The sequence below is a fragment of the Methylobacterium sp. AC433 genome, assembly GCF_979253015.1.
Genome location: NZ_CEEDBN010000019.1, coordinates 15,372 through 34,037, shown reverse-complemented (window position 1 = coordinate 34,037; position 18,666 = coordinate 15,372). Strand labels below are relative to the sequence as shown.

General features: G+C 70.8%; 21 protein-coding genes. 5 read left to right on the top strand and 16 right to left on the bottom strand.

Annotated elements, in window-relative coordinates:
• Positions 1–66: 66 nt before the first annotated feature.
• Positions 67–1,110 (top strand): endonuclease/exonuclease/phosphatase family protein, encoded by a 1,044-nt coding sequence (locus tag AC0IWM_RS20895; protein WP_471758153.1) that lies wholly within the window; start codon positions 67–69, stop codon positions 1,108–1,110.
• 22 nt (positions 1,111–1,132) lie between these two features.
• Here the strand turns inward: AC0IWM_RS20895 and AC0IWM_RS20890 are convergent, their stop codons facing one another.
• The 4 genes from AC0IWM_RS20890 to AC0IWM_RS20875 all read right to left on the bottom strand — a co-directional run bounded on the left by AC0IWM_RS20890 (position 1,133) and on the right by AC0IWM_RS20875 (position 4,032).
• Positions 1,133–1,786 (bottom strand): DUF1345 domain-containing protein, encoded by a 654-nt coding sequence (locus AC0IWM_RS20890; RefSeq protein WP_471758151.1) that lies wholly within the window; start codon positions 1,784–1,786, stop codon positions 1,133–1,135.
• 52 nt (positions 1,787–1,838) lie between these two features.
• Complete coding sequence (locus AC0IWM_RS20885; protein WP_471758149.1) at positions 1,839–2,249, bottom strand: thiol-disulfide oxidoreductase DCC family protein; 411 nt, start codon at positions 2,247–2,249, stop codon at positions 1,839–1,841.
• 83 nt (positions 2,250–2,332) lie between these two features.
• The gene (eno, locus tag AC0IWM_RS20880; RefSeq protein WP_055951092.1) at positions 2,333–3,622 is read right to left on the bottom strand and encodes a phosphopyruvate hydratase; all 1,290 of its coding nucleotides are present in this window, start codon (positions 3,620–3,622) and stop codon (positions 2,333–2,335) included.
• A gap of 206 nt (positions 3,623–3,828) precedes the next feature.
• Complete coding sequence (locus AC0IWM_RS20875; protein ID WP_056183260.1) at positions 3,829–4,032, bottom strand: hypothetical protein; 204 nt, start codon at positions 4,030–4,032, stop codon at positions 3,829–3,831.
• A gap of 87 nt (positions 4,033–4,119) precedes the next feature.
• On the opposite strand from AC0IWM_RS20875, the gene queF reads away from it, so the two are divergent.
• A complete protein-coding gene (queF, locus tag AC0IWM_RS20870) occupies positions 4,120–4,620 on the top strand; it encodes a preQ(1) synthase (protein ID WP_471758147.1) in 501 nt (166 codons plus the stop codon).
• 24 nt (positions 4,621–4,644) lie between these two features.
• Here queF and AC0IWM_RS20865 read toward each other — a convergent pair whose 3' ends face one another.
• The 10 genes from AC0IWM_RS20865 to otsB form a co-directional block, all read right to left on the bottom strand.
• Positions 4,645–5,166, bottom strand: coding sequence for a hypothetical protein (locus AC0IWM_RS20865; protein ID WP_471758145.1), 522 nt, complete (start codon positions 5,164–5,166; stop codon positions 4,645–4,647).
• Between the two features lie 147 nt (positions 5,167–5,313).
• Entirely contained in the window at positions 5,314–5,643 is a 330-nt protein-coding gene (locus tag AC0IWM_RS20860; protein WP_471758143.1) for a hypothetical protein, read from the bottom strand.
• A 214-nt stretch (positions 5,644–5,857) separates the two neighbouring features.
• Positions 5,858–6,718, bottom strand: coding sequence for a 3-deoxy-8-phosphooctulonate synthase (kdsA, locus tag AC0IWM_RS20855; protein WP_471758141.1), 861 nt, complete (start codon positions 6,716–6,718; stop codon positions 5,858–5,860).
• 9 nt (positions 6,719–6,727) lie between these two features.
• The gene (locus AC0IWM_RS20850) at positions 6,728–7,240 is read right to left on the bottom strand and encodes a hypothetical protein (RefSeq protein WP_471758139.1); all 513 of its coding nucleotides are present in this window, start codon (positions 7,238–7,240) and stop codon (positions 6,728–6,730) included.
• A 39-nt stretch (positions 7,241–7,279) separates the two neighbouring features.
• Positions 7,280–7,771 carry a hypothetical protein gene (locus AC0IWM_RS20845; protein WP_471758137.1) on the bottom strand — a complete coding sequence of 164 codons (492 nt, stop codon included), beginning with the start codon at positions 7,769–7,771 and terminating at the stop codon, positions 7,280–7,282.
• Between the two features lie 64 nt (positions 7,772–7,835).
• Complete coding sequence (locus AC0IWM_RS20840; RefSeq protein ID WP_471758135.1) at positions 7,836–9,131, bottom strand: aspartate aminotransferase type Ic; 1,296 nt, start codon at positions 9,129–9,131, stop codon at positions 7,836–7,838.
• Between the two features lie 291 nt (positions 9,132–9,422).
• Positions 9,423–10,958 carry a Do family serine endopeptidase gene (locus AC0IWM_RS20835; RefSeq protein WP_471758133.1) on the bottom strand — a complete coding sequence of 512 codons (1,536 nt, stop codon included), beginning with the start codon at positions 10,956–10,958 and terminating at the stop codon, positions 9,423–9,425.
• 86 nt (positions 10,959–11,044) lie between these two features.
• Entirely contained in the window at positions 11,045–11,785 is a 741-nt protein-coding gene (locus tag AC0IWM_RS20830; protein WP_471758131.1) for a DUF2459 domain-containing protein, read from the bottom strand.
• 14 nt (positions 11,786–11,799) lie between these two features.
• The gene (locus AC0IWM_RS20825) at positions 11,800–12,810 is read right to left on the bottom strand and encodes a glucokinase (protein WP_471758129.1); all 1,011 of its coding nucleotides are present in this window, start codon (positions 12,808–12,810) and stop codon (positions 11,800–11,802) included.
• A 66-nt stretch (positions 12,811–12,876) separates the two neighbouring features.
• Entirely contained in the window at positions 12,877–13,632 is a 756-nt protein-coding gene (gene otsB / locus AC0IWM_RS20820) for a trehalose-phosphatase (protein ID WP_471758127.1), read from the bottom strand.
• Between the two features lie 160 nt (positions 13,633–13,792).
• Between otsB and AC0IWM_RS20815 the strand changes: the two genes are divergently transcribed.
• Positions 13,793–14,287: a DUF427 domain-containing protein gene (locus tag AC0IWM_RS20815; protein ID WP_471758125.1), complete on the top strand. Its 495-nt coding sequence runs from the start codon at positions 13,793–13,795 to the stop codon at positions 14,285–14,287.
• Between the two features lie 87 nt (positions 14,288–14,374).
• Here the strand turns inward: AC0IWM_RS20815 and AC0IWM_RS20810 are convergent, their stop codons facing one another.
• Positions 14,375–15,493: a metallophosphoesterase gene (locus AC0IWM_RS20810; protein WP_471758123.1), complete on the bottom strand. Its 1,119-nt coding sequence runs from the start codon at positions 15,491–15,493 to the stop codon at positions 14,375–14,377.
• 234 nt (positions 15,494–15,727) lie between these two features.
• On the opposite strand from AC0IWM_RS20810, the gene AC0IWM_RS20805 reads away from it, so the two are divergent.
• A complete protein-coding gene (locus tag AC0IWM_RS20805) occupies positions 15,728–16,954 on the top strand; it encodes a serine hydrolase domain-containing protein (RefSeq protein WP_471758121.1) in 1,227 nt (408 codons plus the stop codon).
• Between the two features lie 81 nt (positions 16,955–17,035).
• On the opposite strand, the gene AC0IWM_RS20800 is transcribed toward AC0IWM_RS20805, so the two are convergent.
• Positions 17,036–17,698, bottom strand: coding sequence for a DUF2147 domain-containing protein (locus tag AC0IWM_RS20800; protein ID WP_471758119.1), 663 nt, complete (start codon positions 17,696–17,698; stop codon positions 17,036–17,038).
• Between the two features lie 319 nt (positions 17,699–18,017).
• Here AC0IWM_RS20800 and AC0IWM_RS20795 point away from each other — a divergent pair, with 319 nt between their 5' ends.
• Positions 18,018–18,605, top strand: a complete 588-nt coding sequence (locus tag AC0IWM_RS20795; RefSeq protein ID WP_471758117.1) for a phosphatase PAP2 family protein — start codon at positions 18,018–18,020, stop codon at positions 18,603–18,605.
• Positions 18,606–18,666: the final 61 nt, after the last annotated feature.

The following is an 18,666-nucleotide window of genomic DNA, read 5'->3' as shown; positions in this document are numbered from 1 at the left end:
GTTCCGCAACGCTTGGCCACGGCGCGCCAGCGATGGCACGGGAGGTGAAGTGTGGCGGGGACGTGGATGGCACTCGGCCTGAAGGCCTTCGGGATGCTCCTCGTGGCGGCGACGCTGCTGCCGTTCATTCCAAGCAATTCCGGCTTCATCCGCACCTTCGATTTCCCGCGACTGCAGATTGCGGCCCTGATCGTGCCGGTGGTCCTGGGCCTGCTGTTCGTCGCCCGCGATGCTGCGGGGCTGACGCTGGCCGCGAGCCTCGTCGCAGCCCTAGCCTACCAGGTGGCCTGCATCTACCCGTTCACGCGGCTGGTCTCGCCGCAGGCGGTGGCGGCGGAGACCGGCGCGGGCCGCTCCGAGGCCGGCGTGTCGATCATGATCGCCAACGTGCTCGAGTCCAACCGTGCCTACGCGCCGATCCTCGATCTCGTCGTCGCGCAGGATCCCGACCTGTTGCTGCTCGTCGAGACCGATGCGGCCTGGGCGCAGGCGCTCGAACCCCTGCGGACGCGCTATCCCCACGTGCTGGCCCAGCCTCAGGGCAACACCTACGGGCTGATGTTCTACTCGAAGCTCCCCCTCATCGACCCGCAGGTGCGCTTCCTTCTGGAGGACGACGTTCCCTCCGTCCGCACCGGCGTGACCCTGCGCTCGGGCGAGACCTTCACCTTCTTCGGCGTCCATCCGCGCCCGCCCCATCCGGGACAGAGCAGCGCCGCGCGCGACGCCGAACTCGTCCTGGTGGCGCGCGAGGTGAAGGCGGAGGGGCGTCCGGCGGTGGTGGCGGGGGATCTCAACGACGTCGCCTGGTCCAAGACCAACGATCTCTTCCAGCGGATCAGCGGGCTCCTCGACCCGCGCATCGGTCGCGGCCTCTACCCGACCTTCAACGCGAAGTGGCCGCTTCTGCGCTGGCCCCTCGATCATATCTTCTTCAGCGACGACTTCCTGCTCGGCCGAATCGAACGCCTGGGCCATATCCAGTCCGACCACTTTCCGATTCTCATCAGCCTGTACCGCAGCGAGAAGGCCCCGCACCTGCAGGAGGCACCGGAAGCCACGGCGGACGATCATGCGGATGCCCGGGAGGCTCTGGAGGCCGCGCCCTGAAGTCCGGCGGTCGCCGGTGCGTTCAATGCTGCGCGACGCCTGCCGCCATGTTGATCGCCAAGGCCAGGACGCTGGTGTTGAAGACGTAGGCGTAGATCGTCTGCACCGTCGCGACCCGGCGCATCGCCTTGCTGGTGATGTCGGTGTCCGAGGTCTGGGACGTCGCCCCGATGGTGACCGAGAAGTAGAAGAAGTCCCAGAAATCCGGGTTCTCGTCGCCGTTGAAGTCGAGCCCCCCGCGAGACGTGTCGTCGTCTGCGCCGTAGTAGAGGTGCGCGTAGTGCACCGTGAACACGACCTGCACGAAGAGCCAGGCGCAGATCATGGTCGCGGCGGCCAGGGCGAGATGGCTGAGGCGATAGGCCTCGCTGCCGTTGCCGCCGAGGACGAGCATGGCCACGGCACCGAAGCTCGCCGCTGCCGCCAGGATCGCGAAGAGCGAGACCGCGAAGGCGCTGTCGTCGAGGCGCGAGGCCTCGGCCCGCAGGGAATCCTGCGACTGACGCGCCGCCTTGCCGACGATGAGCCCGCAATAGACGAGGACGCCGAGGCACCAGCCGATGAGGAGCCGGACCGACAGGTCGGCGAAGGGCAGGACCAGGGCGAGCACCAAGGTGAGCCCGACGCTGCCGAGGAGGCGCGGCCGAAGCCAGAAGGCCTGGATGGGATTGAGCATGCGCCGCCTCGAAGGAGTGAGCCCCTTCCCCGCTCCTGCGCCCGCGGGCGCCCTATCCGCAAGCCTTGTCGCAGCTTGGTCCACCGCCCCGAACGAGCCGGGCGATCCAGGGCCGCAACGGCAGGAAGAGGCGGTAGGCGACCTCGCCCAGGCCGAGAACGCCCGGCAGGCGGGCGAGGCGCGCGAGGATGCGCCAGCGGGGCAGCACGACCCAGAGCGCGGCGAAGCCGGCGGCGCCCGAGACCAGCGTGCCATCGGGGCGTCGGACGTGGAATCGCGCCCGCGCGGCACCGCGGGTGAGGTCCGGCGCGAGCTGGGCCGAACCCTCGGCGCCGACATCGACCCAGGCGACCCGCTCGGCTCCCGCGCAGCGCCGGTACACCCGGATCTCCGCGGCACAGAGGGGACAGGCCCCATCGTAATAGACGATCAGCGAAGGGGGCGCGGTCTGGGAGGCGGGCATCCCGGAGACATAGGGCGCCGCCCACGACGCGACATGGCCGCGAATCGCTTCGCGGCCATGTCGTATCCACTCGGGCGCTGGCTTCAGCGGCGGGCGAGCGCCTTGAGGGCGTTGCGGCCGGCATAGAGGGCCTGGGAGCCGAGGCCCTCCTCGATGCGGATGAGCTGGTTGTACTTGGCCAACCGGTCGGAGCGGGCCAGCGAGCCGGTCTTGATCTGTCCGCAATTCGTCGCGACCGCGAGATCGGCGATGGTCGAATCCTCGGTCTCGCCGGAGCGGTGGGACATGACGGCGGTGTAGCCAGCGCGCTGGGCCATATCGACGGCGGCCAGCGTCTCGGTGAGGGAGCCGATCTGGTTGACCTTCACCAGGATGGAGTTGCCGGTCTGCTCGGCGATGCCGCGTGACAGGCGCGTCACGTTGGTGACGAACAGGTCGTCGCCGACGAGCTGGCAGCGATCGCCGACCCGATCGGTGAGCAGTTTCCAGCCCTCCCAATCGTCCTCGGACATGCCGTCCTCGATCGACAGGATCGGGTAGGCGTCGACCAAGCCGGCGAGGTAGGCGACCTGCGCCTCGATATCGCGGGTCTGGCCCTCACCCTCGTAGTGGTAGGCGCCGTCCTTGAAGAACTCGGTGGCGGCGCAGTCGAGGGCCAGGACCATGTCGGTGCCGGGCTTGAAGCCGGCGGCCTGGATGGACTGCATCACGAAGTCGAGGGCGGCCTCGGCCGACGGCAGGTTCGGGGCGAAGCCGCCCTCGTCACCCACGTTGGTGTTGTGGCCGGCCTTCTTGAGCGCGCCCTTCAGGGTGTGGAACACCTCTGCGCCCATGCGCACGGCCTCGGCGAGCGAGGACGCGCCCACCGGCATGATCATGAATTCCTGGAAGTCGATCGGGTTGTCGGCATGCGCGCCGCCATTGATGATGTTCATCATCGGGACGGGAAGCACCCGACCCTGCGTGCCGCCGATGTAGCGGTAGAGGGGCAGACCGGCGGTCTCGGCGGCCGCCTTCGCGACCGCGAGCGAGACGCCGAGAATCGCGTTGGCGCCGAGGCGGCTCTTGTTCGGGGTGCCGTCGAGCTCGATCATCGCCTCGTCGATGGCGATCTGGTCCTCGGCATCCATGCCGCCGATGGCGTCGAGGATGTCGGACTGCACGGCGTTGACCGCCTTGCGCACGCCCTTGCCGCCATACCGTCCCTTGTCGCCGTCGCGCAGCTCCATCGCCTCGTGCGCGCCGGTGGAGGCGCCCGACGGTACGGCCGCGCGGCCGAAGGAACCGTCCTCGAGCAGCACGTCGACTTCGATGGTCGGGTTGCCCCGGCTGTCGAGGATCTCACGGGCGGCGATGTTGGTGATCGCGGTCATGCAGGCGCCTTCTCGGACGTTACGGCGTGTCGAGGCCCCAACGGCGGGGCCGGATCCGCCCCCGATGAGCCGAATGGCCGCATCCGGGACGGGGTGATTCCGCCGAGGCTTATCCGTCAACGCTTCGCCTCCGGCAAGCGCTCTGCGCAGCCTGCACGTGCCGGAAGGCTCGAATCCCGCAATCGGACCCTTGAAGGCCGGTCGTTCTAGCGGTCGCCTGCGCCCGACAGGAGCAGTTCGATCTGCGCCATCCCGTTCTCGCGGGCCTTGGCCTCCGTCGGGTGATTGCGATCCGACCGCTGGATCAGCTTCCCTTTCCGGCGGATCGCCCATTGGTAGGGGGAGCCCGGGGCCTTGGGCGGCTGGATCTCCAGGGTGTAGGGGTAGGTAGCCGTGTTTTCGTCGCTCATGGTCCCCATATGGCACGCGGATTCGGCGCCTGCCACTCATGGACATCACTTGGGTGGCGAATTGATCGTTTTCTCGTCCCGAAGCCGATGACCGAATTCCCGCCGTCGGCCCCGAAAGTTTCGTTCATGACCCAGCATTCAGAGCCCGAGGGCCTGCAACTCGGGCAGATGAGCCCCCTGCCCGCCTCGCCCGAGGAGGCCCGACTTGACCGGGTGCCGAACCCACATCCGGGCACCGACTATCTCGCCCGCTTCACCGTGCCGGAGTTTACTTCCCTCTGTCCGGTCACCGGCCAGCCGGACTTCGCGATCCTGGTGATCGACTACGTACCGGACCAGTGGCTCGTCGAATCGAAGTCGCTGAAGCTCTACCTCACCGCCTTCCGCAATCACGGGGCCTTCCACGAGGATTGCACGGTCGGCATCGGCCTGCGCCTGACCGAACTCCTGGAGCCCCGCTACCTGCGGATCGGGGGATTCTGGTATCCGCGCGGCGGGATTCCCATCGACGTATTCTGGCAGACCGGCGAGCCGCCGAAATCCGTCTGGCTGCCTGATCCCGGCGTGCCGCCCTACCGGGCGCGTTGAAGAACGCCGGTCGCCTGGCTCGACCTACCTGTCCTCCAGGATGGCCCGCCGAACCTGCTCGACGAGCTGGCTCTGCGCCGCCGTCGGACCGCCATGGATGGACGCGACCGCCCGAAGCATGTCGACGAGGTCTTCGACCTCGGACGGCGTGAGCCGGTCATGCAGCAGCGGGGCCACGGCCCTGATCGCGAGTTGCGGTTCGCGGGTCTGGTCCGCTGCATGGCGGATCACAGCCATGCGCGTCGCGAGGTCCTCCTCCGACGCTTCCGTCACTGAACGCATCCGGGACAGGATTTCACGCTCCTGCTCGGGCGTGGCCAAACCGCGCTGGCGAGCGACCAGCATCATCAACACTCCGGCGGCATCCGCCGGGTTTCGCATCGATCGCAGCGGCGCCAAGCGCTGCTGGACGTCGCCGGCCCTGCGGCGGCGGTCCTTGCGCCAGTCGTTCAGGGCATGGTCGAGATGAGCCAAGCCGTTCCCATAGCGGATCCAGTAGGTCAGTCCCGTTATGATCAAGCCGGCGACCGCGAGGAGAATAGGCATCGTCGTCCGCCCGTCGGAGATTCACGGCATGCGCCCTGATGCAACCTTGGCGGGAATTTTACAAGCTGAGAGGGGCCGACGGCACCCACGGAAAAGGGCAGCCGGCTTGCGCCGACTGCCCTCGCCGATCGGGCAGAACCCGAGAACTCAGTAACCGTAGCCGTAGGCAGGCGCGCCGTAGCCATAGGCGGGACGGCCGTAGCCGTCACGGTTATAGGCGTCACGGGCGGCACCGGCGGCGATCGCACCGGCCGCAAGGCCCGCGATCCCGAGGCCGACGGCTGCGCCGGTTCCGATCCCGCGGCGACGGCCACCGTAGGCGTAACCGCGGCCGTAGCCACGACCACCATACGCATGGCCGTGGCCGTAGCCGCCATGTCCGTAACCGTGGCCGCGCGGGCCGGCCTCGGCCGATGTCGCGGCCGCGAGACCGCCGAGCGAAAGGGTCAGAGCAGAAACGAGGGCGAGCTTGCGCATGGTTATCCTTCGGCGTTCGAGAACGTATTGGATATTCCAACGTCAAGCTGACGCGATCGTTCCCTCGGGTCTGCCGGAGCGAAAGATGCACGGCCCGCATCGTCGGTCTTGGTGAATCATTCCTGGCTGATCGCGTACGCCACGGCCCTCCCTCAACTTGCTGTGGTAGGGCCGGAATCTCCGCAATGCCCGAAGTCGCAAGGGCTGGTGGTGCCTAATGGGCGGTGCGCGCCTTGGCGAGACGATCGAAGGCCTGCAATTCGGCGAGCAACGCTGGCATTCGCTTCAGCGGCACCATGTTGGGTCCGTCGGAGGGGGCGTGGTCCGGATCGGGATGGGTCTCGATGAACAGACCCGCGACCCCCACCGCCACGGCGGCGCGGGCGAGCACGGCGACGAATTCCCGCTGACCGCCCGAAGTGGCACCCTGTCCGCCCGGCTGCTGCACGGAGTGGGTCGCATCGAACACCACCGGCGCGCCGTGCGTGACCTGCGCCATGATCGGCAGGCTGCGCATGTCGGACACGAGGGTGTTGTAGCCGAACGAGGCACCGCGCTCGGTCACCAGCACGTTGGGATTGCCCGCCCCGGTTACCTTGGCGGCCACGTGGGCCATGTCCCAGGGCGCTAGGAACTGGCCCTTCTTCACGTTCACCACCCGTCCTGTGGCGGCCGCCGCGAGCAGCAGGTCGGTCTGCCGGCAGAGAAAGGCCGGGATCTGGAGCACGTCGATCACCTCGGCCGCCGGGGCGCATTGCGATGCCTCGTGCACGTCGGTGAGGACGGGCAGACCGAAGCGCGCCTTGATCTCCGAAAAGATCGGCAGCGCCCCGGCGAGGCCGAGGCCGCGCGCGGTGGTGCCCGAGGTCCGGTTCGCCTTGTCGAACGAGGCCTTGAATACGAGGCCGATCCCGAGCCGGTCCGTCATCGCCTTCAAGGCGTCCGCGATCTCGATCGCGTGGTCGCGGCTCTCGAGCTGACATGGGCCGGCAATGAGTGCGAAGGGCAGGTGATTCGCGAAGGCGACCGCACCAGCGGTGACGACGGGGGTGGCGGAAGGAGAGGTCTCGGACATAGGGTCGGTCTAGCCCGCCCGGGCTCCGGCGGGAAGGCCGGCGCGGCGGCGAAGCCCGGCCCGGGCGCTCGGGACCAGCACGCAGCGCGTGCGCGGCGACGCGAACGGGTCGGCGTCGGGGGCCGTCTCGCAGCGGAGCGCTGCCCGTCCGGCGATGCCCTGCTGCGGCTGTCCCGTGACGAGGGCATCCTGGTGCAAGGCGAGGGCGAGGGCCTCGACCGCTTCGGGCTTCGCCCCGGTGAGCGCGTCCGCGGCGAGGCCGATCAGCGCGTAGTAGCGACGGCTCGGCTCGCGCTCGAGGGCGGAGAAGGCCATCCGGCGGACCCGGCAGTCGAGGCTCATCCGCTCGGCATCGGCCGCGCGAAACACGGCACGGGACCCCTCGCGCCCGGCGAGCGACGCGCCGGTGGCGCGGATCATCCGCGCCGTGAGGGCATCGCAGGCATCGGCCGCCGCCGCCGGCGTCGCCGCCCCGAAAACCAGGGGAATCATGATCGCGGCGAGCCGGAGGGAAAGCATCATCGGCTCGATCTAGCGCAGGGGGCGCCGACTGCCCACCACCTACCGCCGCTGGACGATCGAACCCGTGGCTTCACCTTGGCAGGCCTCGTGGGCGTGGGAGCGCAGGACTCGCGGCAGGTGCACCGGATGCGAGCCGGCCTCGTCCTCGAAGGTGCCGGTGAGCGCATCGGCGCCGGCGACGCCCTGGAAATGGAGCGGCCCGGCCTCGGTCTCTACCGCGAATCTGATCGCTTTGGTGGCATCGTCGAGGGTGACTTCGGCGGCCGCGCGGGGGGCGGGATGCTCGGCCCCCTCGTAGGTCAACCCGTCGCCATTGGGTGAGCGCCGCAGGGTGATGCGCTGGCCGGTTCGTGCGCCGCTCTCCGACAGGGTGCAGAGATCGGCATAGACGAAGGTGCCGGACGCCCAGGTGGTACGCGCCTGGGCCGGGTCCGCCTGGGCCAGGAGGATGCCGAGGGCCAGGCCGAGCAGGATCCGAGCGCCGGAACGCCGAAGAAACGTCGCCGCGGCCACCGTCTTCGGAGTCACCATCGCATTGCCTTCCGGATGCACGCCGCATCATCCGGCGCTGACGTTTCCGGATTGCGACAGGGTATCAGGCCGCCGTGCGTGCGCGGGCCCGGTGCTCGGCCTCGAGAGATGCAAGAAGGATGCAGAGGGCGATGCCCTCGGCCGCCTTCGTCACGTCGCCGAGGCTGGGGAAGGTCGGCGCGAGGCGCAGGACGCTGTCCCTGGGGTCGCGGCCATAGGGCGAAGTCGCACCGGCCGGGGTCAGGGCGATCCCGGCCTCCTTGGCGAGCCTCACCACCTCGGTGGCGGTGCCCTCGCGAGCCTCGACGGTGATGAAGTAGCCGCCTTCGGGCCGCGTCCAGCGCGCGGCGCCGGTGCCGGCGAGGTGGCGCTCAAGGGCCTCCTGCACGGCCGCGAATTTCGGCGCGATGAGGGCGCGGTGAGCGTCCATGTGGGCCTGGAGACCGGCGCCGTCGCGCAGGAAACGCACGTGGCGGAGCTGGTTCAGCTTGTCGGGGCCGATGGTCTGCTTGGCGGCACGGGCCAGGAACCAGCGGGTGTTCTCGGGCGAACCCGCAAAGACCGCGAGACCGGCGCCCGCCAGGGTGATCTTCGAGGTCGAGGCGTAGAGGAACGGCCGGTTCGGATGGCCGGCCTCGGCGCATGCCGCCAGGATGTCGCGCACCGGGTGGCGATCGGTGGTGAGGTGGTGCACCGCGTAGGCGTTGTCCCAGAACAGGCGGAAGTCGGGGGCGCCGGTCTTCATGGCGGCGAGGCGCCGGACCGTCTCGTCGGAGAAGATCTCGCCCGACGGGTTGGCGTATTTCGGCACGCACCACATGCCCTTCACGGCGGGGTCGGCAACCAGCTCCTCGACCAGGTCCATGTCCGGACCCTGCCCCGTCATCGGCACCGGGATCATGCGGATGCCGAACTCCTCGCAGAGGGCGAAGTGGCGGTCGTAGCCCGGGACCGGGCAGAGGAAGACCGGCGTCTCACCCTGCGACCACGGCCGCTCGGAGCCCGGGACGCCCTTCAGGAGCGCCCACACGATGGTGTCGTGCATCAGGGCCAGGCTGGAATTGCCGCCGACCACGATCTGGTCGGCCGGTGCATCGATGAGGTGGGAGAACAGCGCCCGCAACTCGGGCAGGCCCTGCTGGCCGCCGTAATTGCGCGCGTCCTCGCCGGCCGCGGTGGTGTAGTCGCCGTTGCCCGGCAGGGCGAGCATGCCGGTGGACAGGTCGAGCTGCTCGGGCGCGGGCTTGCCGCGGGTCATGTCGAGCTTGAGGCCCCGGGCCTTGAAGGCGTCGTAGGCGCTCCGGGCCTGCGCGTGCAGGTCCGCGAGTTCAGCCGTGCTGCGGTCGGCGATCGTCGTCATGGTGGGTCAGGTCCGGATAGGCGTCTGCGAGCGGTCTAAGCGTGCGCACCATGACGCCTCGCGCCGCCCGCGTCACCCCGCGCGGGCGCGGGGCTCGGGGTCTCAGGGTTGCGTGACATGCCAGGCGGCGCGGCCCTGCACGTTCGCCGCGCCTGCCCCGATTGGGAATGGCTGCCGCTTAAAGCATCGAGGGATCGTCCGTCGCAGACGCGAAAGCGCCGGCCCTCGGGAGAGGACCGACGCTTCGGCGGTCTGCTGGAAGCTGCCGAGCGGCGAGACGCCCGCCCCGGATCAGCCGGCCTTGTTCAGGGCGACCGCGACGAAACGGGTGACGCCCTTGGCGCTCTTGACCCGCATCAGCACCGCCTTGCGGCCGCTCGACTCTGCTGAGCGGACGCGCTCGGCGACCTCCGAAGGCTGCGAGACGCTGGAGCCGGCGACATCCAGGATGATGTCGCCCTGCTCGATGCCCTTGGCCGCGGCCGGGCCGTCGGGATCGACCTCCATCACCGCCACACCCTCGGAGCCGGCGCCGACCTCGGAGGCCGGAGCGAGGCTGAGACCCAGGCGCGGCTGCCCGTTGGCCGAGGAGCCGCGGTCGGTGCTCGCCACCTTGGTGTCGTTGGGCAGGACGCCCAGCTCCACGGACGCGGTGTCGGACTTGCCGCCCCTGAGGTAGGTGAGTTCGACCTTGGCCCCCGGCTTGATGCCGGCGATCTTGCGGGACAGCTCCTTGGCGTCGTTGATCGGCGTGCCGTTGACCGATTCGATCACGTCGCCGGACTTCAGGCCCGCCTTCGCCGCGGGCGTGCCCGCCTCGGCATGGTCCACCAGGGCGCCCTTGGCCTTGTCGAGCCCGAGGCCGTCCGCGATGTCCTTCGTCACCGGCTGGACCTGCACGCCGAGGTAGCCACGCGCCACCTTGCCGTCGGCCCGGAGCTGGTCGACCACCGCCTGCACGGTCTCGGCCGGGATGGCGAAGGCCAGGCCCACGCTGCCGCCGGAGGGCGACGCGATGGCGGTGTTCACGCCCACCACCTCGCCGCCGACGTTGAAGGTCGGGCCGCCGGAATTGCCCTTGTTGATCGGCGCGTCGATCTGCAGGAAGTCGTCATAGGGACCGGCGCCGATGTCGCGGCCGCGGGCCGAGACGATGCCCGCCGTCACCGTGCCGCCGAGGCCGAACGGGTTGCCGATGGCCACGACCCAGTCACCGACGCGGGGCGCCGACTTGCTGAGCGAGACGTAGGGGAAGGTGCCGCCCTCGGTGATCTTGAGGAGCGCGAGGTCGGTCTTCGGGTCCTTGCCGATCACCTTGGCGTCGAGGGTGCGGTTGTCGTCGAGGGTCACCTGCACGGACTTGGCCTTGTCGACCACGTGGTTGTTGGTGACCACGTAGCCGTCGGCGGAGATGATGAAGCCGGAGCCCATGGCGCCGCGTTGGCCCTGGCGCTTGGGCGACTGACCGCCGAAGCCCTGGCCCGGACCACCCTGGCCGGGGCCGCCCTGGCCGAAGCGCTTGAAGAACTCGCGCAGCTGCGGGGGCACCTGCTGCTGGCCGGCGCCGTCGCCGTCGTCGTCCGAATCGGCGCTGTCGTCGAGCTTCACCTTCACGGCGACGACGCCGGGCTTCACCTTGTCGACGACGCTGGCGAAGGAGCCCGGCGGATGGTCGGGGGTCTCGATGGGGTTCTTGGAGAGGGACTGGGCGTAGGCCGGGGTAGCCGGCTGGGTCAGGCCGACACCGGCGGCACCGGTCGCCACGAGGGCGGCCACGGCGACCGAGGCGAGGGCGTTGCGGCGCAGGCGATTGGGCTGAGCGGTCATAGGGGTCTCCGGATCGGGGGGCCGCCATCGGCAGGCCGTGATCCGGTGAGTAGGGCGCGGCGCCTGACCCGGGCGTGGCGTGAAGATTACGGTTTGGACAGGTTCGTGGTCGGCGGCGGTCGAGGCACGAGGCCCGCCCGCCAGCGCAGGTCGAGGAGCAGCCCCGCCGGGTGGGTGTCGAGGACCGGGGTGACGGGCAGACCGGCGGCGTTCAGCAGGCGCGCCGCCCAATGATTGCAGACATTGGCGTAGGAGAAGCGTCCCGCTCCGTCGTAGAACAGGCTCGGTCCGTAGAGGCCCGGGCCGCTGGCCACCGGCTGCCCGTCCACGAGGCGGAAGCTCGCCTCCAGGCGCGCGAGGAAGCGCGCGAGACCCTGCTTCGAGACCCGGAGCGGCACGAGGTCGGAAGCCGGGAAGCTGTCGCGGGCCGGCCGCTCCAGGCCGACCACCTGGACGATCCCGTCCCGGCCGCCGGGCGTGAACAGGGCCGCGAGGGCGAGGGCGAGATCGAACTGGGCCAGGGTCGGGGTCGCCCGGTAGAATCGCGCCTCCCCCCAGCCGAACTCGATCTCCGGATAGGCGCGAAACCGCGTGGCGATGCTGGCGAGGGCCGGCCCGCTTCCCGCCCCGGTCAGGACGGTCCGCGGCAGCACGAGGCCGGAATGCCAGCCGTGCGACACCAGCGCGATCACGGTGCCCTCCGCATCCGGCGCCGGATAGAGGTCGGGGTCGCCCGGGCGCGCCGTCAGCAGCGCGGCGAGGACGAGGAGTCCGACCAGGCTGGCGACGACGCCGGCCAAGGCCGCCGACGCCCGGCCCGCGCGCACGGCGGCGCGATCGGTCAGGACGCCTGCCAGACCTGGCCGTGATAGTCGAAACGGTCGGGCTGGCTCGCCAGGGCCGCGAGCCCCGTCAATGCCGGATCGTGCACGGCGATGACGCTGGTCGGGATCGCCTGCATCTGCGCGACGAAGGGCGGCTTGTTCTCGAAGGCCGCGCGGAAGGCGCCGCGCCGGAGGACATCGACGATCCGGGGCGCGATTCCGCCGCCGATATAGACGCCGCCGGTGGCCAGGAAGGTGAGCGCCAGGTCGCCGCAGACGCGGCCCAGGAGCTTGGCGAACAGGTTGAGGGCCGCCGCCGCGTCCGGATCAGCACCGGCGAGCCCGGCCTCGGTGATCGCGGCGGGGTCGAGCCGCGGTCCGTCCGTGCCGGTCCGCAACCGGTGCAGGCCGGCATGGAGCCGGGTCAGGCCGGGCCCGGAGAGCAGGGTCTCGACGGTGACGCGGCCTTCCACCCGCTCCAGATGCGGCCAGAGGGCAAGCTCGGCCGGCGAGCTCGGCCCGAAATCCACGTGGCCGCTCTCCGTGGAGACGATGACCAGGCGCTGTCCCACCGGCAGCAGGGCCGCCGCACCGAATCCGGTGCCGGGCCCGAGGACGAGGCGTGCCCCCTGGTCCCCGGCCCTTCCCTCCTCCCGGTCGGGGCCGATCGGCGTCAGCTCGGAGGGGCTGATCCCGGCAGCACCCGCCGCCACCGGCACGTAGTCGTTGACGACCACCGAGCGCGACAGGCCGAAATCCTGTCCGATCCGGGCGCCCTCGATCACCCAATGGGCATTGGTCAGCTGGACTGCCGGCCCGTCGACCCGGGCCGCTACCGCCAGGATGGCCGAGCGCGGGGCTGTGCCGGTCCCCTTGGTCAGGGAAGCGCGGATCGCAGCACTCGGGTCGGGGTGGCCGGCCGTCTCCTCGTGGGAGAGGAGGACCGGTTTCGCCCCCGCCTCGGGAACCAGGGCGAAGCGGGCGTTGGTGCCGCCGATATCGCCGACGAGGACGGGAAATTCGAACATGTGCGCCGCTTCCGTCTGGGGTCCGGGAGAGAACGGGGGTGGAGGGGATCGGACGAGAATGTCGTCTCAGGCGGCCGGCAGGGCGTCGGGGTCGATCTCCGCCCCGTCGGCCCAGGCGTAGAGCAGGCGCCGCACGTCCTCGGGATCGATGAGGCGGCGGGCGGCGATCGTCTCGGCGCCGCCGATGCGGACGCTCACGCCGCCATCCGCGTTGACCACCGCGAAGGCCTTCTCGTCTGTAAGGTCGTCGCCGAGGAAGATCGCCCGGCGGCCGGCATAGGGCGGGTTCTCGGCTAGCGCCCGGATGGCGTGTCCCTTGGTGGCGGAGGCGGGGACGATCTCGCCGACAGCCTTGCCGAGCTGCAGACGATAGGCGGATCCGAGGGCATCGGCCGCGGCCTTCACGGCCGCTTCGGCCGCGGCAGCGTCGCTCGGCGTGGCGAGGCGCCAATGCACCGCGACGGAGGCGCCCTTGTCCTCGATCAGCACGTGCTCGAGGGCGGCCACGGCCGCGTGCAGGGCTGGCACCTGGGCTCGCAGCTCGGGGTGATCCGCGGCGGAACCGCCCGAGACGACGCCGTCGACCCGTCGCTCGACCCCGTGCAGGCCGGCGATGTCGAAGCGGGCGGGGGTCAGGAAATCGTCGATCACCCCAATGGGCCGGCCCGTGACGATGGCGAGCGCACCGCCGAGCCGATCGCGCAACCGCTCCAGGGCCGGGGCGAGGGCCGGGTCGACCCGGACCTGGTCGGGTTTGGGCGCGATCTCCACCAGGGTGCCGTCGAAGTCGAGATAGAGGGCGAAGCCGGTCGGGTCGGTCACGCGGGATGTCCCTTCGTCTGATCCGGGCTTGCGCTAGCATGCTCTGCGCCAGGGGAAAACGCGGGACGGGGGAAATCAGGAGGCGGGAAACCGGGGCGGGCGCAACACCCTGCCCTATCTGTCCGGACTTCCGACCCCGCACGGCAAGGTCCCCGATCGCATGTGGCCCACCCCGATCCCGCCCGGCCCGAACGAGGAGAGCGTCTGGGACTATCCGCGCCCGCCCAGGCTCGAGACAGTCCCCGAGCGCCTGCGGGTGGTCCTCGCAGGCCGGACCATCGCCGACACCGGTGCCGGATACCGGGTGCTGGAGACCAGCCATCCGCCGACCTATTACTTCCCGCCCGGAGATGTGCTGGCCGGCGTGCTCGGGCCCGCCCGCCGGGCCGGCATCTGCGAGTGGAAGGGTCGCGCCGTCCTGTACGAGGTCGCAGCGGGTGGATTCCGCGCCGAGGGCGCCGCCTGGGCCTATCCCGGCCCGACGCCGGACTTCACCGCGATCACGGGCTACATCGCCTTCTATGCCGGCCCGATGGAGGCCTGCTTCGTCGGCGATGCGCGGGTGACGCCGCAGCCCGGCGGCTTCTACGGCGGCTGGATCACTCCTGGCATCGTCGGCCCGTTCAAGGGCGGCCCCGGCAGCATGGGTTGGTGACGTGCGGGTCGGGCTGCACCGGCCCTGGCCCTCGGTCCGAGATTCTGCCGAACGACGCGGTGGCACCGGGTGTGGGTGCCCTCTCCATCAAGTGGCGCGGCGCAGGGTAATGCGGGTCAGTTCGGACGGTCGGCCGAGCCGGAGCGCGAAGCCGGCCCACAGACCGGTCCCGTTGTTGACGTAGAGGGTCATGGCGCCGACCCGGTAGGCGCCGGAGACGAACCCGTCGTTGCCGCGTGCCACCAGCCGGTCGAGCCCGACGATCATGCCGCCGTGGGTATGGCCGGACAGCTGCAGCGCCACGCCGCGCGCGGCGGCCCGGGCGGCATTCGCCGGCTGGTGATCGAGCAGCACGATCGGCGCGTCCGCGGGCGCGCCGGCCAGGGCGGCGTCCAGGTCGGGACCCGGATGGCCGGTGGCGGGCGCCGAGCGGTCGGTGACCCCCGCCAGCACGAGCGCGCCTCCGCCCCGCCTCACGACGGCATGGGCATTGGCGAGGATGTGCATCCCCATGCCGGCGAAGTGGCGCATCCAGGCATCGACGTCGAAGAAGTATTCGTGGTTGCCCGGGATCGCCCAGACGCCGTCCTGCGCCGACAGGGCGCGCAGCGGTTCGACGTCGGCCTGCCGCGCCGCGAAGGAACCGTCGATGAAATCCCCCGTGACGAGGATCACGTCCGTGCCGAGCCGGTTGGCGCGCGCGACGACCGCCTGCGTCCACTTTGCGGGGAACAGGCGGCTGATGTGCAGGTCGGTGAGGTGCAGGATCGTATAGCCCTCGAAGGCGGGCGGCAGATCCCTGACCGCGACTGCGACGTCCTTCAGGGGCGGCACGCGCACGGCCTGCTGGACCGCGATCGCCGCCAGCAGCACCGCTGCCAGGGCGGCCCCGATGCGCCACGCGGTGGGAACCTCCCAACCCCCGTCGGGCAGGGCCAGGGAGGCCAGGGCCGCGGCATCGAACGCGAACAGCAGCAGGGCCAGCAGGATGATCGCGCCGAATGCCCCGCTGAACAGCATGATCACGGGCCGCGGGAACTCGGGTGAGAAGACGGACCCGGAGGAGAGGCGGCTCCACAGGTGGTACTGTGAGGCGACCAGCAGGATCACGGCGAGGCCGAGCTTGAGCGGGAGTGGCCAGGGCAGCGGCCAGAGGCCCCGGGCAACGACATAGAGGCAGGGCAGGCTGAAGATCAGGTGGATCATGGCTGTTCCATGGACCGGAGCACGGTCCGCGCGCAAAGCTTTCCGCTCGGGCGCACGGGGAGGCCTCGGAACCCGCGCGCGCCGGCCTGGAGGCGCCGGGCAGCCTGCAGGGCGGGATGGGGGTATGCAGTGGATCGCGTCTGCGCGCTGGCGCACGCCGGGGTTTGCGTCGTCCGGCAGCGCCGCTATGCCGGGGCGATCGGCGGGACGAAGGGCCGGAGCGGAGCAGGTTTGATGCACGGTGAGATCGCAAGCGAGCCGCGGGCCCTCGGGCTCTGCCCGGACCGCCTTGAGCGGATCGACGGCTGGATGCGCCGCCTCGTCGATGACGGCAAGGTCGCCGGGCTCTCGGTGATGCTAGCCCGCGGCGGGACAACCGCGTTCTTCCGCGCCCATGGCCGCGCCGACATCGCCCGCGACACGCCCTTCGCGCCCGAAACCATCGCGCGCATCTACTCGATGACGAAGCCGCTCACTTCGGTGGCGGTGATGATGCTCTACGAGGAGGGGCGCTTCCAGCTCGACGACCCGATCACCCGCTTCCTGCCGGAGTTTTCCGACATGCGGGTCCTCACCGGCGGCAACCGGGCGAAGTTCGACAGCGAGCCCGCCCGGCGCCCGATCACGATCCGGGACCTCCTGACCCACACCGCCGGCCTGACCTACGGCTTCATGGAGGCGACCCTGGTCGACGCCCTCTACCGTCAGAACGGCGTCGATTTCGGGGAGGCCCAGGAGGCGAGCCTCGCCGAGGTGGTGGGGCGCCTCGCCCGGCAGCCCCTTCTCGCCCAGCCCGGCACCGAGTGGAACTACTCCAACGCCACCGACGTCCTCGGCCACCTCGTGGCGGTGGTCTCGGGCCAGGACTTCGCGGATTTCCTGCGCCGGCGGGTCATCGAACCCCTCGGCATGGTCGATACCGATTTCCACGTGCCCGCCGACAAGCTGCCGCGCCTGGCCGCGAACTACAGCCTGTTCCGGGAGCGCACCCTGAAGCTCTACGACGATGCGGTGGACAGCCGCTTCGCCCGCCCGCCGGCTCTGGCCTCGGGCGGTGGCGGCCTCGTCTCGACGGCCTCCGACTACATGCGCTTCTGCCGCTTCCTGCTCGGGCGCGGCGAGCTCGACGGCACCCGCCTCCTCGGGCGCAAGACCGTCGACCTCATGCTGATGAACCACCTCGACGGGGACTTGGCGGCGATGGGCCAGCCGCGCTTCTCCGAGACCGCCTATACGGGCATCGGCTTCGGCCTCGGCTTCTCGGTGATGCTCGATCCGGCCCGCGCCCAGATCGTCGGTACGCCGGGCGAGGCGGCCTGGGGCGGACTTGCCAGCACCGCCTTCTGGGTCGACCCGTCCGAGGACCTCGCCGTGGTGCTGCTGACGCAGCTCATCCCCTCCTCGGCCCTGCCGCTCCGGCGCGAGCTGCGGGTGCTCACCTACGCGGCCCTGGTGGATTGAAGGCCCTCCGAAACGCGAAGCGCCGCCGGCCCGAGGCGGGACGGCGGCGCTTCGTAACCCCTTGCGCGATGCGGCGCCGGCCTACTCGGCAGGCGCCGCCGCCGGAGCGGCACCCGGCTTGGCCGCCGGCTTCGGCGCCGGCGCCTTGGCCGTACCGGTCGCGGCGGGCGCACCCGCTCCGGCGGTTGTCGGCGCCTTGGGCGCCCATTCCGCATCGGCGCGCGGGCCGCCCGGGCCGTTGGTCGGGCCCGTGAGCTGGCCCGGCACCACGTCGTTCACCCGGTTCCAGGTCTGCGATCCGCAGAGGAAGCCGAGGAGGCAGCCGCGCACCGACAGTTCCGTCGGCTGATCCGACCACATCGTCACGTCGTAGAACTTGCCCTCGTCGGCGTTGTAGATCTTGCCGCCGTAATGGCCGTCCGGCTGCGGCTTCAGGCCCATGATCAGCTGGAGGCCGAGGGAGGGACGGGACTGTTTCTTCGGATCGGGGTTCTTGAAATCGATCCGGGGCTGGCCCTGGTCGTTCAGGGGCACCTTCAGCCAGACCACGTAGCCGCACAGGTTGGTGTTCTGCGGGCCGCACTTCTCGGTGCGGATGCGGGCGCGCCCATCCTCGGTCAGCCAGGTGCCGCTGGCGTCGTTGGGGGCGGCGGCCATTGCGAGACCGGGCAGAAGGGCGGCGGCGAGGCCGGCCAGGGGCGCCAGCCGGCGCGCGGCGCCCGCGATGGTGGATCGATTCGTCATGCTTCCAACAACCCTCATGCGCTCGCCCCGTGGCGACCCGCCCTCGTCCGCAGGACGGCAAGCGCTTGTCACGTGATGCCTCGCCATCCGCTGCGAAGGTGACGGGATCATGGCCGGCGCCGTGGGAATCCGGCAGATTCGCCGGGATCGTGCGCAGGATCCGCGCCGCCGGTGCCGGGACTCGCCTGCCTCGAAGGCGACCGGACCATCGCCATGGGGAGACCGACGAGGGGCGCCGCGAACGATCCGCCAGGGTCCGCGTTTACGGCCGTGCTTCTCGGGGATGGCGGACGGTGTGATGCGCGATGGATCGGTCGGGATGGCCCGACGCTTCGAGGCCGCGGACATCCGTGTCGGCGTGTCGCTCGCCCGGGCCAAGGACACCCGCCGGGTGCGGGCGCTGGCGGCGGCGAGCGAGGCGGGGGGCTGGAAGTGGCTGCTCGCCCTCTCCACCGGCACCCTGGCGCTCGGCGTGATGCGGCGGGACCCGCGTCTCGCCGAGGCCGGGCGGCACATGCTCGTCGCCGGAATCCTGGCGGCGGCCACCAAGACGACGGTGAAGCGGGTCGTGCATCGGACCCGGCCCAACGTGCTGATGGACGAGGGCCTCTACCAGAAGGGCTGGTTCGGGCCGAATGTCGGGCCGTGGCAGTCGTTTCCGTCGGGACACTCGGCCCTGAGCGTCGCGGTGGCGACGGCCGCCGGCCGGGCCTATCCCGAGGTCCGGGGTGTCGCGACCGCGGCGGCCCTCGGGGTCGTGGCGGTCCAGGTCCTTCGCGGCGCGCATTTCCCGGCGGACGTGGCCGCCGGGGCGCTGGTCGGGCTCGCGGCCGAGGCGGTCGACCACCGGGTCGCGCTCGGGCGGGACACCGTCGCCGGCCTCGCGACGCGCGGTATACCGGCGTGATCGTGTCGAGGTCGCGCGGCATCGCGCACCGGGAACGCGGCGACGCGGCCTCCGGTTGACG